This window comes from Emticicia aquatica, from assembly GCF_923079645.1.
Taxonomy (GTDB): Bacteria; Bacteroidota; Bacteroidia; order Cytophagales; family Spirosomataceae; genus Emticicia; species Emticicia aquatica.
The window spans coordinates 520,078-536,625 of sequence record NZ_CAKLPY010000002.1 but is presented as its reverse complement, the minus strand read 5'-3'; the positions used below and the strand labels follow the sequence as shown (position 1 = coordinate 536,625).

General features: G+C 35.0%; 13 protein-coding genes. 9 read left to right on the top strand and 4 right to left on the bottom strand.

All coding sequences use genetic code 11. The features are described 5' to 3' along the window. The first annotated feature begins 21 nt into the window (after positions 1-21). Positions 22-2,328, top strand: coding sequence for a M56 family metallopeptidase (locus MJQ71_RS11960; RefSeq protein ID WP_238806854.1), 2,307 nt, complete (start codon positions 22-24; stop codon positions 2,326-2,328). Positions 2,329-2,405: 77 nt separating this feature from the next. Here MJQ71_RS11960 and MJQ71_RS11955 read toward each other — a convergent pair whose 3' ends face one another. Continuing rightward, positions 2,406-3,188, bottom strand: a complete 783-nt coding sequence (locus MJQ71_RS11955; RefSeq protein ID WP_238806853.1) for a 3-keto-disaccharide hydrolase — start codon at positions 3,186-3,188, stop codon at positions 2,406-2,408. A gap of 625 nt (positions 3,189-3,813) precedes the next feature. Between MJQ71_RS11955 and MJQ71_RS11950 the strand changes: the two genes are divergently transcribed. The 5 genes from MJQ71_RS11950 to fbaA all read left to right on the top strand — a co-directional run bounded on the left by MJQ71_RS11950 (position 3,814) and on the right by fbaA (position 7,797). Continuing rightward, positions 3,814-4,236 carry a T9SS type A sorting domain-containing protein gene (locus MJQ71_RS11950; protein ID WP_238806852.1) on the top strand — a complete coding sequence of 141 codons (423 nt, stop codon included), beginning with the start codon at positions 3,814-3,816 and terminating at the stop codon, positions 4,234-4,236. Between the two features lie 128 nt (positions 4,237-4,364). Then, positions 4,365-4,769 carry a hypothetical protein gene (locus MJQ71_RS11945; RefSeq protein WP_238806851.1) on the top strand — a complete coding sequence of 135 codons (405 nt, stop codon included), beginning with the start codon at positions 4,365-4,367 and terminating at the stop codon, positions 4,767-4,769. 128 nt (positions 4,770-4,897) lie between these two features. Further along, complete coding sequence (locus MJQ71_RS11940; protein ID WP_238806850.1) at positions 4,898-5,572, top strand: SGNH/GDSL hydrolase family protein; 675 nt, start codon at positions 4,898-4,900, stop codon at positions 5,570-5,572. 91 nt (positions 5,573-5,663) lie between these two features. After that, complete coding sequence (locus tag MJQ71_RS11935) at positions 5,664-6,578, top strand: polysaccharide deacetylase family protein (protein ID WP_238806849.1); 915 nt, start codon at positions 5,664-5,666, stop codon at positions 6,576-6,578. Positions 6,579-6,714: 136 nt separating this feature from the next. Further along, positions 6,715-7,797, top strand: a complete 1,083-nt coding sequence (gene fbaA, locus MJQ71_RS11930; protein WP_238806848.1) for a class II fructose-bisphosphate aldolase — start codon at positions 6,715-6,717, stop codon at positions 7,795-7,797. A gap of 62 nt (positions 7,798-7,859) precedes the next feature. On the opposite strand, the gene MJQ71_RS11925 is transcribed toward fbaA, so the two are convergent. After that, a complete protein-coding gene (locus MJQ71_RS11925) occupies positions 7,860-8,648 on the bottom strand; it encodes a Rossmann-like and DUF2520 domain-containing protein (protein ID WP_238806847.1) in 789 nt (262 codons plus the stop codon). A 439-nt stretch (positions 8,649-9,087) separates the two neighbouring features. Between MJQ71_RS11925 and MJQ71_RS11920 the strand changes: the two genes are divergently transcribed. The 3 genes from MJQ71_RS11920 (at position 9,088) to hemE (ending at position 13,140) form a co-directional block, all read left to right on the top strand. Then, positions 9,088-11,280, top strand: a complete 2,193-nt coding sequence (locus tag MJQ71_RS11920; RefSeq protein WP_238806846.1) for a peptidoglycan-binding domain-containing protein — start codon at positions 9,088-9,090, stop codon at positions 11,278-11,280. A 184-nt stretch (positions 11,281-11,464) separates the two neighbouring features. Further along, positions 11,465-11,941, top strand: a complete 477-nt coding sequence (locus tag MJQ71_RS11915; protein WP_238806845.1) for a thioredoxin family protein — start codon at positions 11,465-11,467, stop codon at positions 11,939-11,941. 173 nt (positions 11,942-12,114) lie between these two features. Beyond that, on the top strand, positions 12,115-13,140 hold the full coding sequence (hemE, locus tag MJQ71_RS11910) for a uroporphyrinogen decarboxylase (RefSeq protein ID WP_238806844.1): 1,026 nt from the start codon (positions 12,115-12,117) through the stop codon (positions 13,138-13,140). 118 nt (positions 13,141-13,258) lie between these two features. Here hemE and MJQ71_RS11905 read toward each other — a convergent pair whose 3' ends face one another. Beyond that, positions 13,259-14,326 carry an NAD-dependent epimerase/dehydratase family protein gene (locus MJQ71_RS11905; RefSeq protein ID WP_238806843.1) on the bottom strand — a complete coding sequence of 356 codons (1,068 nt, stop codon included), beginning with the start codon at positions 14,324-14,326 and terminating at the stop codon, positions 13,259-13,261. 71 nt (positions 14,327-14,397) lie between these two features. Beyond that, positions 14,398-16,512: a KUP/HAK/KT family potassium transporter gene (locus MJQ71_RS11900; protein ID WP_238806842.1), complete on the bottom strand. Its 2,115-nt coding sequence runs from the start codon at positions 16,510-16,512 to the stop codon at positions 14,398-14,400. Positions 16,513-16,548 lie beyond the last annotated feature (36 nt).

The window sequence follows — 16,548 nt, the reverse complement described above, 5'->3', positions numbered from 1 at the left end:
ATGTAAAAAAACGAGGACAATATGAAAAAGCTATTTGAAATTATTAACTACAACATGAGTGCTGCATTGGGTTGGACGCTCATTCATTCGATTTGGCAAGGTGTAGCCATTCTACTTATTTTTAGTATTATATTCTATTTTTTTAAGCCATCAAGTACACGATATTGGATTGGACTTGGGGCTTTGGGTTTGCAATTTTTGAGTGCAATTGTTACATTTTCAATTATTTATCAGCCTGTTTCTAAGACTGCCAATTTTGGTAGTAATGCTAGTTTTACTCATTTTTTGAACCAAACATCACAGCTATCTTTCAAACCAAACGAGTTGAGTTTTTTGCAAAAAACAGAACTATTTCTACAAGCAAATCTTGACTTATTTGTTACTTTTTGGTTCATCGGTACAAGTCTTTTATTGTTTCGTTTGATGATTGGTTTTGTATATGTTCAGCAGTTGAAAACCCAAAAAAATGTAGCTGTGACGGTTGATATTCAGAAACTTATGGATAATCTTCTTAAAAAAGTACAAATGCCCGTTTCAATAAAATTGCTTGAATCTGCAATGGCAACCGTACCAATGACGATTGGCTGGATAAAACCAGTGATTTTATTGCCAGTTGGTATAGCTTCTGGACTCACAGTTAAGCAATTAGAAGCAATCCTTGCACATGAATTGGCACACATCAAGCGATATGATTATCTGGTTAATATTTTTCAAAATGTTGTTGAAATTCTGTTTTTCTTTCACCCTGCTACTTGGTTTATTTCGGGTAAAGTACGTGACGAACGGGAAAATTGTTGTGATGATTTTGCAGTAGAAATCTGTGGTGATAGCATGATTTTGGCTAAAGCATTGACACAAGTAGCGAGTTACCAACAACAACCACGTTTGGCTATGGCTTTTGGAGCAAAACGCCAAACTTTCATGGATAGAATTAAAAGAATTATTGGTATAAATGATTCAAAACCGCTCAGTTATGGTAATTGGATTGCTGTTTTAGGAATGGTTTTAGTGGTGGCTTTAGGTGTGGTCTATGCCCAAAAAGAGGTATTTAAGAATGAAAAATCATTGGTCAATCCAAAAATAAAAGAAGAAAAGAAATTACTTGCGAATACTGCCGAAGCACTTCTTGAGGAAAAGCAAAATATTGTGATAAGTGATACTTCTTCGCTTGATGAAGTTTCTAATGAAATGGAACGTTTGAGTAAGGAAATGGAAAAATATAGCAAAGAAATGGAGATGTATGGTAAGCAGATGGAAGAGAAGTACGGTCGAGAAATGCAAAAACATGGGGAAGAAATGCAACAAGTACAACGCAAAATGCAAGCTCCTCAACGTAAAATTCAAGACCTTTCAATTCAGATGCAAGAAGTGAGTTTGGCGATGCAAAAAATCCATAATAAATATATGGATTCAAATAAAATACCTCTTGAAGCCGAACAAAAGCTTAAAAATTTAGAGAAACAAGAACGTGTTTTAGAAAAGCAAATGCACGAAGTTGAACAACAAATGAATAGTTTTGAGGCTGAAATGCTACCTTTTGAGCAAAAAATGAACCAATTGCAAGCTCCAATGGATAGTCTGGGCAGATTGATGGAACGCTACTCAAAACCGATGGATAGTCTAGGTAGAATCATGGAAGAAAAAGGAAAACTTCTTGAAAAACTAGCTAAAGAAGAAGAGATTCGCTTCAAAAAACAATTACAAGATTTTTCGGAAATGCTTTTCAAGGCGGGTTTAATTAAAGATAAAAATGATTTTGAAGTACGTTTGAAGGGCGAAAAGCTATTGATTGACCTTGAACCACAGTCGCCAGCTATTTATGAAAAAGTTTGGAATTGGATGAATCAAACTTGGGGGGCTAATCATAGAGATATTCGTGGAAAAGATTTGAGAATCAGAGTAAAAGGCGATAACATTAATTTTAGTACGAGTAATGATAACAATAATTATAACTATAATCGTACAGGAAATATTTCTGCTCCAATGGCACCTTTACCGCCTTCAAGAGTTTCTCCAACCCCACGAATAGCACCACCTGCTCGTGAGCGAAATATTTCCACACCCAAACCTCCTAAACCTGTTAGGGTAGGGGTAGTCGATAAAAATTTTCAAATTTCTGATGGACTCATTCGTGACAATAAAGGTACTTGTTCAGTTTACGTAGTTTCGGAGAAAAGCGGCGAATTTATTGCAAAAGCGGTGAATGTTACCTTAGTTAATGATAAATGGACAACTAAAGGCTTAAAAGTTGGTGATAAAGTGATTTTGAAGAGTGATATAAAAGTGAAGAATGGCGATGCCGTAGAAATTTTAGCAATTAGTAAATAATTCCCCAAAAACCAAAACAGCTTCTTTCAATAATTAGAAAGAAGCTGTTTTTAATTGATATTCGTTAATTAAACAAATTACAGTCTTCTAATCCAAATATTTCTGAATTGTGTCTTGTTACCATGGTCTTGTAAATGAATCACGTCTTCACCATGAGCTTCTGGATATAAGTGTAAACCAATGTAATTGGTAAGACCCAAAATCGTAGTATTATTTTGAACCAAAACACCATTGTGTAAAACGGTAATACGAGCTGGATAATCTAAACGACCATCAGGTTTAAAACGAGGAGCAGTATAAATTACATCATAAGTATTCCATTCTAATGGGCCACGCATGGCATTTACGAGCGGAGCGGTGTCTTTATAGATACTTCCTGCTTGTCCATTGCGATAAGTACGATTTTGGTATGAATCCAAAATTTGTAACTCATAACGGTCTTGGAAGAAAACACCACTATTTCCACGTCCTTGACTCACACTGGCTACTTCATCAGGTGCAGAAAACTCAATATGAAGTTGGCAATCGCCAAATTTTAGTTTTGTTTTAATATCGCCAGTTCCTGGAGCAACTTCTATGCGACCATCAATTACTGTCCATTTTGCTGGTGAACCATCTTTAGAACTTACCCATTGTGATAAATCTTTTCCATCAAATAATATAATTGCGTCGGAAGGAGCATCAGCACTGGTTTTTCCTGGGGTTACAACGCTCACTTCAGGGTCCCAAATTTCTGTCATCTCTGGTTTCATTGGCATCGGAGAAACAGCAGGAGGTGTAGAAGAGTATTGTGCATGAGTTTCTGCACTAAACAATGCAACGAATGCAAAAGCAGAAGCAATGATTTGGACTTTTTTCATCTCAGTTAAAAGGTTGATTATTTTGAGTTTCAAATGTAATAAAGTTTTACGAATCTTAAATAGATAGTGTACGAAAATGGATTTTAATTGTACGAAATCGGACAATCTTTCGACCGAATATTTTTGTTTAAATGTTTTAAATATTGTTTAAGTAATTGATAATAAGCGATTTATGGTTTTGTTAACAAAAATTATTTTTTTTTGGCACGGCTTTGTCATATATATCTATGTGAATATGATAGCAGAAAAGGTTCAAACAGAATATTATTCTGAAAATGGATTGTTTATCTTCATCAATAATTTATATATAAAATTATATTTTGTGAAAGTGCATAAATCATCATCAAATCTAATTACCGTTTGTCCTTTTAAAATAACCATTTGAGTAGTTTGTATTACATAGTACCAAGTTTTACCCATACCTTTGAATCGTCAAACAAGACAAATAAAAATTAGTAGTCAAAATTAAGAGAATCACATAGAAAAGAAGTTTCATCACATTGTTTGTTTACTTCATCACTTATGTTGTCAGAGCTTGCTGAGACTTACTAATTTTGAAACATCAAAAACAAAAATTAAGAAAAAGTTATAAACATTTAAAATGCGGTTCGCCGCTCACAAAATTATGAAAACGTTAAAAACAACTGGAAAACAATCTGTAATCGCAATTGCTCTATTGGCAACAACAGTATTCTTCAATGCTAATGCTGAAGACAAAAAAAACGAAAACGCAAGTACACATTCAGCCTCAATGCTCAACTACAAAGCAAGCAATTTGAATGTAGGAATGTATGAGTTTGGTTATGTAAACTCTTTGAAGTTGAATATCAACTTAACCAAAGATGCTGGTAAAACCGCATCTGTAAGATTAATGGACGAAGCAGGAGTAGTATTGAACCAAGAAATAATCGGTAAAAAAGCAACGGGTTACAACTTGCGTTTTGATTTCTCAAACGTAAAAACAGGTAAATATTTTCTTGAAATTACAAGCGGAGACCGTGTTATAACCAAAGAAATTGTTAAAGATAAAAGTACATTAAGTTACTAAAACCACTTATCAAGCAATACGACCGATTAAGGCAAAACTTGAAACGTATAGTCCACACAAAACATCTTATAATCGAAAAAGCTATAAAAATTACAATTAAAAAACTGCGGTTCGCCGCTCACAAAATTATGAAAAAGCAATTAAAAAATCTCGCAATGGCTCTTGTAGCTGGTATTTTCACTTTCTCAACTGTGTTGGCTGCCGAGCCGATTGACAACAAATTAGAGGCCGAAAAAACATTTAAAGTTGGTATGTATCGCATCGTTAATTCGATGAAAGTAAACGTAATTATTGAAAAAAAAGAGGGGAAAGCCCTTGAAATTAGTTTGAAAAACGAGAGGAACGAAACAATCTACACAGAGTTTGTGAGTAAAAAAACTAACAAATTATCCAAGAAATTTGATTTGACAGGATTGGCAGATGGCAAGTATCATTTTGATATTACGAATGGCAAAGAAACAATCACTAAAGAAATCAATCTTGAAACGCATCAACCAATTCCAGCCGATTATCGTACGGTTGAGGTTAAATAATATCTTATCATTAGTATTTTAGTTTAGGGGATTTGGACAGCGTAGTGGTATTTTCCGCAACGCTGTTTTTTTGTTTTATGACAATATCTTTTTACTTTCGTTCATTCAAATTCAACCCTTATAAATTAATGAAAATCTCTATCAAAACTATTCTCTTAGTTTTACTTTCTCTCACTATGTTTTCTTTGAAACAAGATAAACCAACCAAAGTTATTTTCTTTGGAGATTCTATTACGCAAGCAGGCATAAATCCTGGCGGATATATTACTAAAATGAAAGAAATGCTTGAAAAACAAGGCATTAAAGATAAATATCAATTAATCGGAGCGGGCATTGGTGGCAATAAAGTTTATGATTTATTCCTTCGTATGGAAGACGATGTTCTCTCACAAAAGCCCGACGTTGTTGTTATTTATATTGGCGTAAACGATGTTTGGCACAAAGCAAGTTGGGGTACTGGAACAGATGCTGACAAATTTGGTAATTTTTACACCGCAATTATCAAAAAACTTCAATCACAAGGTATTAAAGTTATTTGTTGTACGCCTGCTGCTATTGGCGAGCGTATCGACAACAGTAACCAACAAGATGGAGATTTAAACCATTATTCAAATATAATTCGTAGTCTTTCATCAAAATTTGATTGTCCATTGATTGATTTAAGAAAAGAATTTCTTGCATATAATCTTAAAAATAATCCAACCAATAAAGAAGCTGGTATTTTGACAACCGACCGCGTGCATTTGAATGACACAGGCAATCAATTTGTTGCCGATTTAATGTTTAAAGCAGTTGTAAAATAAATTTTCAAGTCACAAATCATGTTGATTTTAAAAAGATAATTAAAAGAAAATCAATATGATTTGTGCTTGTATGGTTAAACTTAAAGCAAAAATGAGAATCCTTTTTACCTTATTCTTCTTTTTTTCAATTCATTTAAAAGCCCAAAAGCAAATCGCCATTACAGTGGATGATTTACCTTTCGTGCAAGAACTTTCTCTGAAACATGCCCAAGAATCTACTGCAAAATTACTCAGCAAAATGAAGCAAGAAAACCTTGAAACTGTTGGGTTTGTGAATGAAGGATTTGTCTATAAATTTGGCGAAATTGATGCTCGAATTGCCCTTTTGGATGCTTGGTTGGCGAATGGACAAGAACTCGGTAATCATACGTTTTCACACCAATCGTTTAGTAAATTATCGCTTGAAGATTTTAAAATCGAAACCCTAAAAGGAGAAGTTATTACCCAAAAACTCAAACAAAAATACGGACAAAAAGAAAGCTATTTTCGGTTTCCATTTTTGCATACAGGTTCGGATAGTTTGAAAAAATATGGTTTTGAAGCGTTTTTAAAAGAAAAAAGCTATAATAATGCCCCAGTAACCATTGATGCTGACGATTGGCTTTTCAATAAAGTTTATATGGATGCGATGAAATCAAACAATACAACTTTGATGAAAAGCGTAGCAGAAAAGTATTTAAAACACACTGAAAGTTATTTTGATTATTACGAACAATTAACGCAAGAAGTAGCTGGTAGGCCAATCAAACATATTTTTCTGTGCCATGCAAATGCCCTAAATACTGATTATTTCAATGAATTAATTGCTATTATGAAAAGGCGAGGCTATGAATTTATCCCTTTAAAAGTGGCTTTGCAAGACGAAATTTATACACGTACGGAGCGAGTAATTACAACAAATGGATTTTCGTGGTTGCATCGTTGGCGAATGACCGACAAGAAAAAAACAACACTGAAAGACCCACAAATTCCGTCTGATATTCAAGCATTGTATGAAGGCAAATAAAAGCTTATATAGATTTTTAATATAAATACATCAATATTTTATCGAAAAATCATTAATTTGCACCATAATTCAAGAATTAGGCTTCATCTACAATTATAATAACATTATTTCTTTTTAAAATTCAAAAACGGTACTCATGAGTCAATCTTTGATTAAGCCAGGCGTCGTTACAGGTGAAGCATTGAATGCTTTGTTACGTCACGCCAACGAAAATGATTACGCCCTTCCTGCGGTAAATGTTGTTGGAACTAACTCTGTAAATGGCGTAATGGAAGCAGCTAAGGCTGTAAATTCGCCAGTGATTATTCAATTTTCAAATGGTGGAGCTTCTTTCTACGCTGGTAAAAGCCTACCAAATAAAAACCAAGAAGCTGCAATTGCAGGAGCTGTTTCAGGAGCAATGCACGTGCATCAAATTGCTGAAATGTATGGCATTCCAGTAGTACTTCATACTGACCACTGTGCGAAAAAATTATTACCTTGGATAGATGGTTTGTTGGATGCAGGTGAAAAATTCTTTGCACAACACGGAAAACCATTGTTTAGCTCTCACATGATTGATTTATCAGAAGAGCCATTAGAAGAAAATATCGAAATCTGTGCAAAATATTTGGAGAGAATGGCTAAAATGGGCATGACTCTCGAAATTGAATTAGGGGTAACAGGTGGAGAAGAAGACGGCGTAGATAATTCAGACGTTGATAGTTCGAAACTTTATACACAACCTTCTGAAGTAGCTTATGCGTATGAAGAATTGGGTAAAATTTCTCCAAACTTCACTATTGCTGCTGCTTTTGGAAACGTTCACGGTGTTTATAAGCCAGGTAACGTGAAATTGTCTCCAATTATCTTGAAAAATTCACAAGATTTTATCCAAGAAAAATTCGGAACAGGCGAATTGCCAGTAAACTTTGTATTCCACGGTGGTTCTGGTAGTTCACGTGAAGAAATCAGAGAAGCCATTAAATATGGTGCTGTAAAAATGAACATTGATACTGACGTTCAATGGTCAACTTGGGAAGGTATTTTAAAATACTACAAAGAAAAAGAAGGATATCTTCAAACACAATTAGGAAATCCAGAAGGCGAAGATTCTCCGAACAAAAAATATTACGACCCACGTGTATGGTTACGCAAAGGCGAAGAAAATATGATTGCTCGTTTGAAAGTAGCTTTTGAAGACTTAGATTGTATCAACCGTAATGAAGGTTTGATTTAATTCTGAAATCATATTTTTTGAGAAAATCCTGTAAGATTGATATTCTTGCAGGATTTTTTTATTTAAAAATGCTGAATACTTTCTGTTAAAACTTCATAAATTTCTACTAAGTTTTCATCAGTTTTCAAATAATCCAAATGCCGATTAATGATTGACTTATCTTTTCTGATGGCAGGCCCAGTTTGTACATCGGCTGGGTCTTCGGCAGCTAAGGCCTTTTTGAAAGTTTCTGAAATAATAGGTTTTAATAAGTCAAATTCTAACTCTTCGCTATCAGTAATTCCTTTTGCTAAAGCCAGCAAATGATTTGTGAAATTACAAGCAAAAACTGCCGCAACATGTAGTACTTTTCGCTCTTCTGAACTAATGAGGTAAACTATGTTACTTAATTCTTGGGCAATTTCAACGAGTTTTTGCTCTGTTTCTTCATCACTTGCTTCAATACAAAAAGGAACAGTTTTGAGGTCAAGTTTTTTACCTGCCGAAAATGTCATTAATGGATAAAAAACACCACACTTTACAGGCAAGTCGTGGTGAATAAGCATCAATTTTTGTAAATCTTCTAATGATTTACTGCCCGAAGTATGAGCTAAAATAGCATTTTCTGGAAGAATAATTTTTGAGCAAACATCTTCCATCGCATCATCTGCAACCGATAAAATGAATAAATCAGCTTCACTTTCCGAAAAGTCAAGGTCAGTTTTAACTTCTGCTTGATAGAGCATCGAGCTTAGTTTTGTTGCTTTCGCTGATTGTCTGCTAAAAACCTCACAAATGGGATGATGATGATTTTCAAAAGCAATACCCAAATGCCAGCCAACATTTCCCGAACCTATAATTGAAACCTTCATTGAAAAAAATAGTTTGTCAAGTATAAGTATTTTATATTAATATTTTAAGGTTTATAAAAAATAGTGCTAATTTTCCTTTAATTTTTAGAATATTATCTTTATTATTGCCGCTTAATCAGGAAAAAAACGTCTTTCTTTTAATTATAAAAAGTCCATGAAAAGCTACCTTTCATTAGGGACTTGTTTTGCATTAAATTTTTCACAAAAGTATTTTGAATTATTTTAGTGTTTGTATGATTTGTTGAAAACCTTATAGAACCCTCATCTTGTAGTGTTACTTGTAATATTGAATAGCGTCTGAATCATAGATGATGGCTTTGTTGTGAGTAAATATTAGGTATTAGCAGCAACTGTGGTGCAGGAGAGTTGTAAAATCTCCTTGAAGTATGTAAAAAAAGAATTTTATATAAGAGTGAATTTATTTAAACCTCAAAAACAAATGGTAAAGAACTCCTTTTTGACGCTGTCGGCAGTGGTGTTTTCGTATGGGTTATCAATAGCTCAGAGCGATTTGCCACCTAATGCAGTACCTGGTAAGTGCTACGCAAAATGCTTAAAACCCGCCCAGTTCACAACCCGAACCGAGCAGTATGTTTCTAAAGAAGGTGGTAAGATTTTGACCGTTTCTACTCCTCAATTGGGTACTACAACTGAGCAAGTTTTAGTAAAAGAAGGCAGTAAAGTTGTACAATCGTCGGCTTCTGCATATAAGACTGTAACAGAACAAGTATTGATAAAAGAACCAGCTAAAAGGACTGAAATAATTGCAGGTTCGGGTTCATACAAGACTGTTAGTGAGCAAGTTGAAACCCGTCCAGCTTACAAACGCTACGAGGTTGTTGGTTGTAATCAAACTGCTACAAATGGAGCAAAAGGTGCTAAAATTGACTTAAATGACCCTTGTTTTAAAGCTTCTATCGAAAAGGTTTTGGTTCGAGAAGGCTACAAAAAACTAGAAGTTATTCCTGCTCAATTCAAAACCGAAACTGAGCAAGTAATGATTAAAGAAGCCTCAAAACGTTATGAAGTTATTCCTGCGGTTTATAAAACTATTACGGAGCAATTTATCGTGAAACCAGCATACAATAATTTGGTGGTTGATAATAACGTAGAATTTAAGACTGTTCAAGAAAAAGTAGAAGTTCGTCCTGCATATAAACGTTACGAAATAGTACCAGCTCAGTTCAAAACAGTATCCGAGCAAGTGTTGATTCGTGAAGCCGCTCCAGCAGTTGTAGCAGGACAACGCCCAAAATATAAAACAGTTACAGAACAATTCTTGACAAAAGAAGGTGGAAAACAATTTGAGATTGTACCAGCAACCTATAAAACCGTAACCGAAACTGTCATTATAAAAGAGCCAGTAAAAACATTACTCGTAACACCAGCAATTTATGAAACTGTTACGGAGAAAGTTAAGATTCGTGAATCTTATACCAAATATGAAAAACGCAAACTAGACCCTTCATGTTTGAGTGCGAATCCAGATGATTGTTTGCAATTATGCTTGGTTGAAATTCCAGCCGAATATAAATTAGTATCGAAACAAATTTTAAAAACACCAGCAACTGTTAAAGAAACAATTACTCCTGCTCAAACAGCAGTGATTACCAAACAAATTGTTGCTCAACCAGCTACTGTTAGAGAAACACAGGTATCGGCTCAATATACAACAATCACCAAACAAGTACTAGATGGTTATGAGCCTGCAGGAGCAAGCCTAACAGCTGCACAGGCATTTAAAGGAGGTTCGGCTACTGCTCAATATGCTACAGTTACCAAAACAGTAATTGCTGCTCCTGCTCAGTACAAAGAAATTGAAGTACCAGCTCAATTTGAAACAATCACCAAGCAAGTTGTAGCTCGTGGTCCACAAACCAAAGAAGTACCTGTACCAGCTCAATTTGAAACAATTTCAAAACAGATTGTAGCCCAAGCGGCTCAGGTCAAAGAGTTTGAAGTTCCAGCAGTATTTGCTACTCGCTCAAAACAAGTTTTAGTTGCACCTGCTACAACTCGTGAAATCGTAGTTCCAGCTGTGTTTGCTAATCGTACAAAATATGCTTGTGCTGATGGCTCAAACTCTACAACTGGCAATGGTATTGTTGCAGGAAATGGTGGCTGCGGCCCACAAGTAAGAGAAATAGACGTACCAGCAGAATACCGTACTATTACAAAACATTTGGTTGATGGTCAGCCACAAACGCGTGAAGTTGTTATTCCAGGTGAATTCAAAACTGTTTCAAAACAAATTGTTGCTTCAGCGGCAGGAACTACCGAGAAAGAAATTCCAGCAGAATATCGTACCATTACTAAAACCGTCGTGAAAACTCCAGCGACAGTTACTGAGAAAGAAATTCCAGCAGAATTTGCTACATATACTACAACTTCAATGTCAAGTAGTGGAACTTATGCTGACTGGGTTGAAATTCTTTGTGGAAATAAAATCACATCAGCCACTGTTCGTGCCATTCAAAAAGCGTTAAGAGCGAAAGGATATGACCCAGGCCCTGACGATAATGTTTTAGGCCCACGTACGAATGCCGCAATTATTAAATTCCAAAAAGACAGTAATTTGCCACAGGGGAATTTGAATCTTGAGACTTTGAAAGCCCTAAATGTAGAGTATTAATCAAAATTGTTTTCTAAAAAAGAGGCAGTTATCGAAAGATAATCTGCCTCTTTTTGCATTTTTTTCAGCAGGTAAAATAAAACAAAAAAAATGGCTTAATATTTGTTTATACAGTGGTTGTTGCCTTTTACTACATTTTAGTATCATGGCTCTATACTATTCAATAACTTTAAAATATAAAGCCATGAAAATTAAAATAATGTTATTATTGGGAATTACATTTTTAGCATTTGCATCATATACGAGTGTAAATGAATCTTCCCAAAACCAAGTGAAATTTTATAAGGGTAGTTATGATGATTTTTTAAGGGAAGCCAAAAAATTAAAAAAACCAATTATGCTCGATTTTTGGGCAAGTTGGTGTGGCCCTTGTAAAAAATTGGAGAGTGAAACCTTTACAAATCCTAATTTAGCAACATATTTGAATTCAAACTTTATGGTATATAAAGTTGATATTGATACATTTGATGGAATGGCAATTGCTGACCGTTTTGCGGTTGATGCTTATCCAACATTAGTTTTACTGGATTCTAAAAATAAATTTGTGAACCGATATAAAGGTTTTTTTCCAGCAGATTATTTAAAGAATGAGTTAGAGAGAAATCAAAATCAGAAAGGAAAACGTTTTGTTACTCCCAAAAGTACAACCGCAATGCTTTAATATTATCCGCAAAAGGTTTTTGAGTTAATTCTCGATATTAAAAGTCACCTATTATTTACTAGGTGACTTTTTTGTGGTAAATGCTTTAACAAAAGCGTATTTTTAAAACCATTTTTAATAAAATTCCGTAACTAAATTTAGTAATGGAATACGTTGAGCTATATCTTTGTAACATGAAATTGAAAAATGATTTGATAATACGTGCCGCCAAGGGCGAGCGTGTTGAGAGAGTTCCCGTTTGGATGATGCGTCAGGCAGGGCGTATTTTACCAGAATACAGGGCTGTAAGAGAAAAAGCTGGAAGTTTTATAAAATTAGCCACAACGCCCGAATTGGCAGCTGAGGTAACAATTCAACCTGTTGATATTTTAGGAACTGATGCAGCAATTATTTTCTCTGATATTTTGGTAGTTCCAGAAGCAATGGGTTTGCCTTATGAAATGTTAGAGGCAAAAGGACCGATTTTCCCGAAAGTTATTCAAACCAAAAAAGATATTGATGTTTTGAGAATAGCGAATCCTGAAAAAGAATTATCGTATGTTTTGAAAGCCATTGATATTGTAAAGAAAGAATTAGACGGAAAAGTACCATTGATTGGTTTTGCAGGAGCTCCGTTTACAATTTTTTGTTATATGGTTGAGGGAAAAGGCTCGAAAACCTTTTCTGTTGCAAAAAAAATGCTCTATTCAGACCCTGAATTAGCTCATTTGTTGCTTCAAAAAATTACCGATACAACGATTGCTTACCTTAAAGCTCAAGTTAAACACGGAGCTGATTTAGTTCAAATTTTTGATTCTTGGGCTGGAATTCTTTCTCCAGACCAATATCGTAAATTTTCGTTGCCTTATATTGCTCAAATCTGTGATGCGATAAACGAAGTTCCCGTAACAATTTTTGCGAAAGGTGCATTTTTTGCTCGTAAAGAAATGTCAAACCTGAAATGTGAAGTGATTGGCTTGGATTGGAATATGGATATTAGCGAGTCTCGCCGAATGATTCCGCACAAAACATTACAAGGAAATCTCGACCCTTGTGTATTGTATGGTTCTTTCAAAGAGATAGAAAAACAAACTAAAAAAATGATTAAGAATTTTGGCGGACAAAAATATATCGCAAATCTTGGTCATGGTGTATATCCAGATACTGACCCTGAGAAAGTGAAATGTTTCATTGAGGCAGTAAAAAATTATACGATTTAAGCAGTTTTCTAGTCGTTATTTCTAAAATATTAGAAATAAAAAAGTGCCACGTTATACTATGTTAGTTAGTGAAACGTGGCACTTTTTAAATAAATCAAGCAGAAACGCCGAAGTTATTTTATTTCAAAATCGGTTCTAAATCAGCTCGGTTTTCAGTAATCCAATCTGTAATGTCTTTCACGATTTGTTCAACACCAATTTCTGGTTTCCAGCCCGTTAGAGCTGTTACTTTTGAATTATCTGTGATATACAAACGAATATCAGCAGGGCGATTTTCTTTGACTTTATTAATTGGTATTGTTTTTCCTGTCACTTTTTGGCAAATATCAGTTAATTCTTGCAATGAAACGCTTACATCTACACCTCCGCCAGCATTCAATATTTCACCATTTACTTTATCAAAATTGTGTAATTGCCAATCAATCAAACGATAAAGGTCATTGATATGCAAAATATCACGCGTCTGTTTGCCTTCACCACCGTAACCAATGTAGGCCAATTTTTGCTCAAAAAAGTGTTTTGCAATCCAAAGAACCATTACACCTTGGTCAACTTTGCCCATTTGCCAAGGGCCTGTCAATACACCACAACGATTGATAACAGTCTTTAATTTATAGAACTCATTGTATTCTTGAATGATTAATTCAGAAGCCAATTTGGTTGTTCCATAAAGCGAACGAACACCATCCAAAGGAAAATCTTCCGCAATACCCTTTGAAGAAACACCTCTTGTTTTTTGGTTGTCTGTCAAAACAAACCGAGTATCTTGTTCCTCAAAATCTAGTGTTTCGATTGTTTTGATTGGATAGACACGGCTAGTTGAAAGAAAAATAAACTGAGCGTTGCATTTTACTGCATAGTTGAGACAGTTGACAGTTCCGAATAAATTAGTATTGATAAGATAATCGGGTGTTCCGCCATTAATACCTGCCAAAACCGATGGTTCGGCTGATGCTTCAATGACGGTGTCAACTATTGGTAGTGCATCAAAATCTTCTTTACTACGAATATCTCCATGAATGAAATTTATGCCTGCTTTGCCCAAACGAGCAACATTTAGTTCAGAACCTTTTCGGCGTAAGTTATCAAGGCAATAAATTTCGTAAGACGGATAATTCGTTTTTAGAGAAATAGCAAGTGCTGAGCCAACAAATCCTGCTCCTCCTGTAATTAATATTTTTTTCATGAATGATTATTTAAAAAATAGCACACAAATGGCAAACGAACCACCTGTGTGCTGATTAGATTTTCTTTTGATTAATGACCGCCATTTGAACTGCCATTTGCTGTCCATGGAATGCGTTTGAGATTAATATTTTCGATGGCTTTGATGACAAAAGGTACTTTTTCAACCTTAACTGCACTGCTATCAAGGCCAAACCACTTATCTTCCGATGGGGTGTATTGTTTGATAAAGAAATAAGCTCTCATTACTAAACCTTCCCAGAATGGAAGTTCGTTCTCATAAGATAAGAATCTTTCGAGAACAACAAAACGGAAATCACCAATAACATTATGTTTATTTAAAGACTCATAACGGCTACGAATATCAACTTCGCCGCATTTTACCATGTCTTCTAAAACCCTTCTAAAATAAAGATTTATTTTGTTTGGAACACGGAAACCCAATCGGAAGTTTACTTTGTAAACATCATCATCAGCAACTGTCATTACTTTATATTCCATTGTATATGGGTCGTCAACGGTATCAACGTGAACAAACCAATAAACATCGGCACGTTTAGGGCGTTTTTGAAAAATTGAATAAATAATCTTGTTTTCAATTTCAGAAGCACGACCCGCATTGCTCAAAAATACCAAGTGAGTAGCATATTTCGGAACAGTAATATCGGCACTTAGTTCTTTCAGAGATTCGGTGTATTTATCTAATTTTTCATACTCGGTCATTCGTGTTTTAATTTTGAATGCACGAATCCAGATATACATTACTAAAGCAATGATACCCGCTATTATCAATGAAACATAACCACCATGCGGGAATTTTTGAAGATTTGCAATCAAGAAAGCACCTTCGATACCAAAATAAATAGTTATGAATAAGATTATTCCCCACAGGTTAAATTTCTTAGCATAAAGATAATAAGCCATGAGCGTGGTAGTCATAATCATGGTCATCGTTATTGCCAAGCCATAAGCTGCTTCCATGGCTGATGAAAGTAAAACTTCGGATGATTTTGTTAAAACAGCTAAATCTAGATTTTTATTCAAAGCGAGAGCATCAGCAATATTTTTTTCGGTCATTTCTCCCGCAATTTTACTAAAATAAAGTACGACACTCACACAACCAATCCAAAGTAAAATATTGATACTTGGCACATAAATTTGCCCTTTTTGGTCTGATGGATAATTAACTTTTATTTTAGGCCAAAAGTTAAGGCGAATCGCTTCAGAAATCAAAGTGAAAGACCCGCTTATCAAGGCTTGGCTGGCAATAATTGCTGCCGAAGTTGCAATGAAAATACCAAACGGAAGAAACCATTCAGGCATTAAATTATAAAATGGATTTCTGTCACCAAGCATTTGACCGTTAAGCCCCATTACATAAACACCTTGCCCGAAATAATTTAGCAATAAACAGATTTTTACAAAAATCCAGCTAATTCGGATATTTCCTCTGCCGCAATGCCCCAAGTCTGAATACAAAGCTTCTGCCCCTGTAGTACATAAAAATACTGAACCCAAAATCCAGAACCCGCCAGGATGATGCACCAATAATTCGTATGCATAATAAGGATTTAATGCTTTTAAAACTGTTAAATCTTTGGCTATCCAAACAACACCTAAAATAGCTAGCATTGAGAACCATGCGAGCATAAATGGCCCAAATAAGTAGCCAACTTTTTTAGTTCCGAATATTTGTACAATAAATAAAAGCGAAATAATTAAAATGACGATTTTAACAATAGTGGTTTGCTCAATATCAGGGAATTTAATTCTTAGTCCTTCAATGGCAGAGGCAACAGAAATAGGAGGGGTTATAATTCCGTCAGCAAGCAAGGCACTTGCACCAATAATGGCGGGGATTGTGAGCCATTTGGCATGACGGCGTACAAGAGCAAAAAGTGCTAAAATACCACCCTCGCCTCGGTTATCAGCTCGAAGCGTCAGAATGACATACTTGATGGTTGTTTGCATGGTGAGCGTCCAAAAAACACATGATAACGCTCCCAAGATAATCTCTTCATTGATTGGTTCAGAGCCTGCAATAGCTTTCAAAACATAGAGTGGCGATGTTCCAATGTCACCATATATAATCCCCATTGCAATTAATAATCCAGCAGCAGAAATTTTATCAATGTTGTGGTGATGATGGCTACTGCCGCTCTCATTTACTGTTTGATTCTCTTCCATTTACATCTATATTTTAAAAAAAGTTTGCAAATATAG

What these genes read in the sequence shown, in the direction of transcription:
- MJQ71_RS11960 (WP_238806854.1), top strand. Translation starts at nt 22, where the DNA reads ATGAAAAAGCTATTTGAAATTATTAACTACAACATGAGTGCTGCATTG.
- MJQ71_RS11955 (WP_238806853.1), bottom strand. Translation starts at nt 3,188, where the DNA reads ATGAAAAAAGTCCAAATCATTGCTTCTGCTTTTGCATTCGTTGCATTG.
- MJQ71_RS11950 (WP_238806852.1), top strand. Translation starts at nt 3,814, where the DNA reads ATGAAAACGTTAAAAACAACTGGAAAACAATCTGTAATCGCAATTGCT.
- MJQ71_RS11945 (WP_238806851.1), top strand. Translation starts at nt 4,365, where the DNA reads ATGAAAAAGCAATTAAAAAATCTCGCAATGGCTCTTGTAGCTGGTATT.
- MJQ71_RS11940 (WP_238806850.1), top strand. Translation starts at nt 4,898, where the DNA reads ATGAAAATCTCTATCAAAACTATTCTCTTAGTTTTACTTTCTCTCACT.
- MJQ71_RS11935 (WP_238806849.1), top strand. Translation starts at nt 5,664, where the DNA reads ATGAGAATCCTTTTTACCTTATTCTTCTTTTTTTCAATTCATTTAAAA.
- fbaA (WP_238806848.1), top strand. Translation starts at nt 6,715, where the DNA reads ATGAGTCAATCTTTGATTAAGCCAGGCGTCGTTACAGGTGAAGCATTG.
- MJQ71_RS11925 (WP_238806847.1), bottom strand. Translation starts at nt 8,648, where the DNA reads ATGAAGGTTTCAATTATAGGTTCGGGAAATGTTGGCTGGCATTTGGGT.
- MJQ71_RS11920 (WP_238806846.1), top strand. Translation starts at nt 9,088, where the DNA reads ATGGTAAAGAACTCCTTTTTGACGCTGTCGGCAGTGGTGTTTTCGTAT.
- MJQ71_RS11915 (WP_238806845.1), top strand. Translation starts at nt 11,465, where the DNA reads ATGAAAATTAAAATAATGTTATTATTGGGAATTACATTTTTAGCATTT.
- hemE (WP_238806844.1), top strand. Translation starts at nt 12,115, where the DNA reads ATGAAATTGAAAAATGATTTGATAATACGTGCCGCCAAGGGCGAGCGT.
- MJQ71_RS11905 (WP_238806843.1), bottom strand. Translation starts at nt 14,326, where the DNA reads ATGAAAAAAATATTAATTACAGGAGGAGCAGGATTTGTTGGCTCAGCA.
- MJQ71_RS11900 (WP_238806842.1), bottom strand. Translation starts at nt 16,512, where the DNA reads ATGGAAGAGAATCAAACAGTAAATGAGAGCGGCAGTAGCCATCATCAC.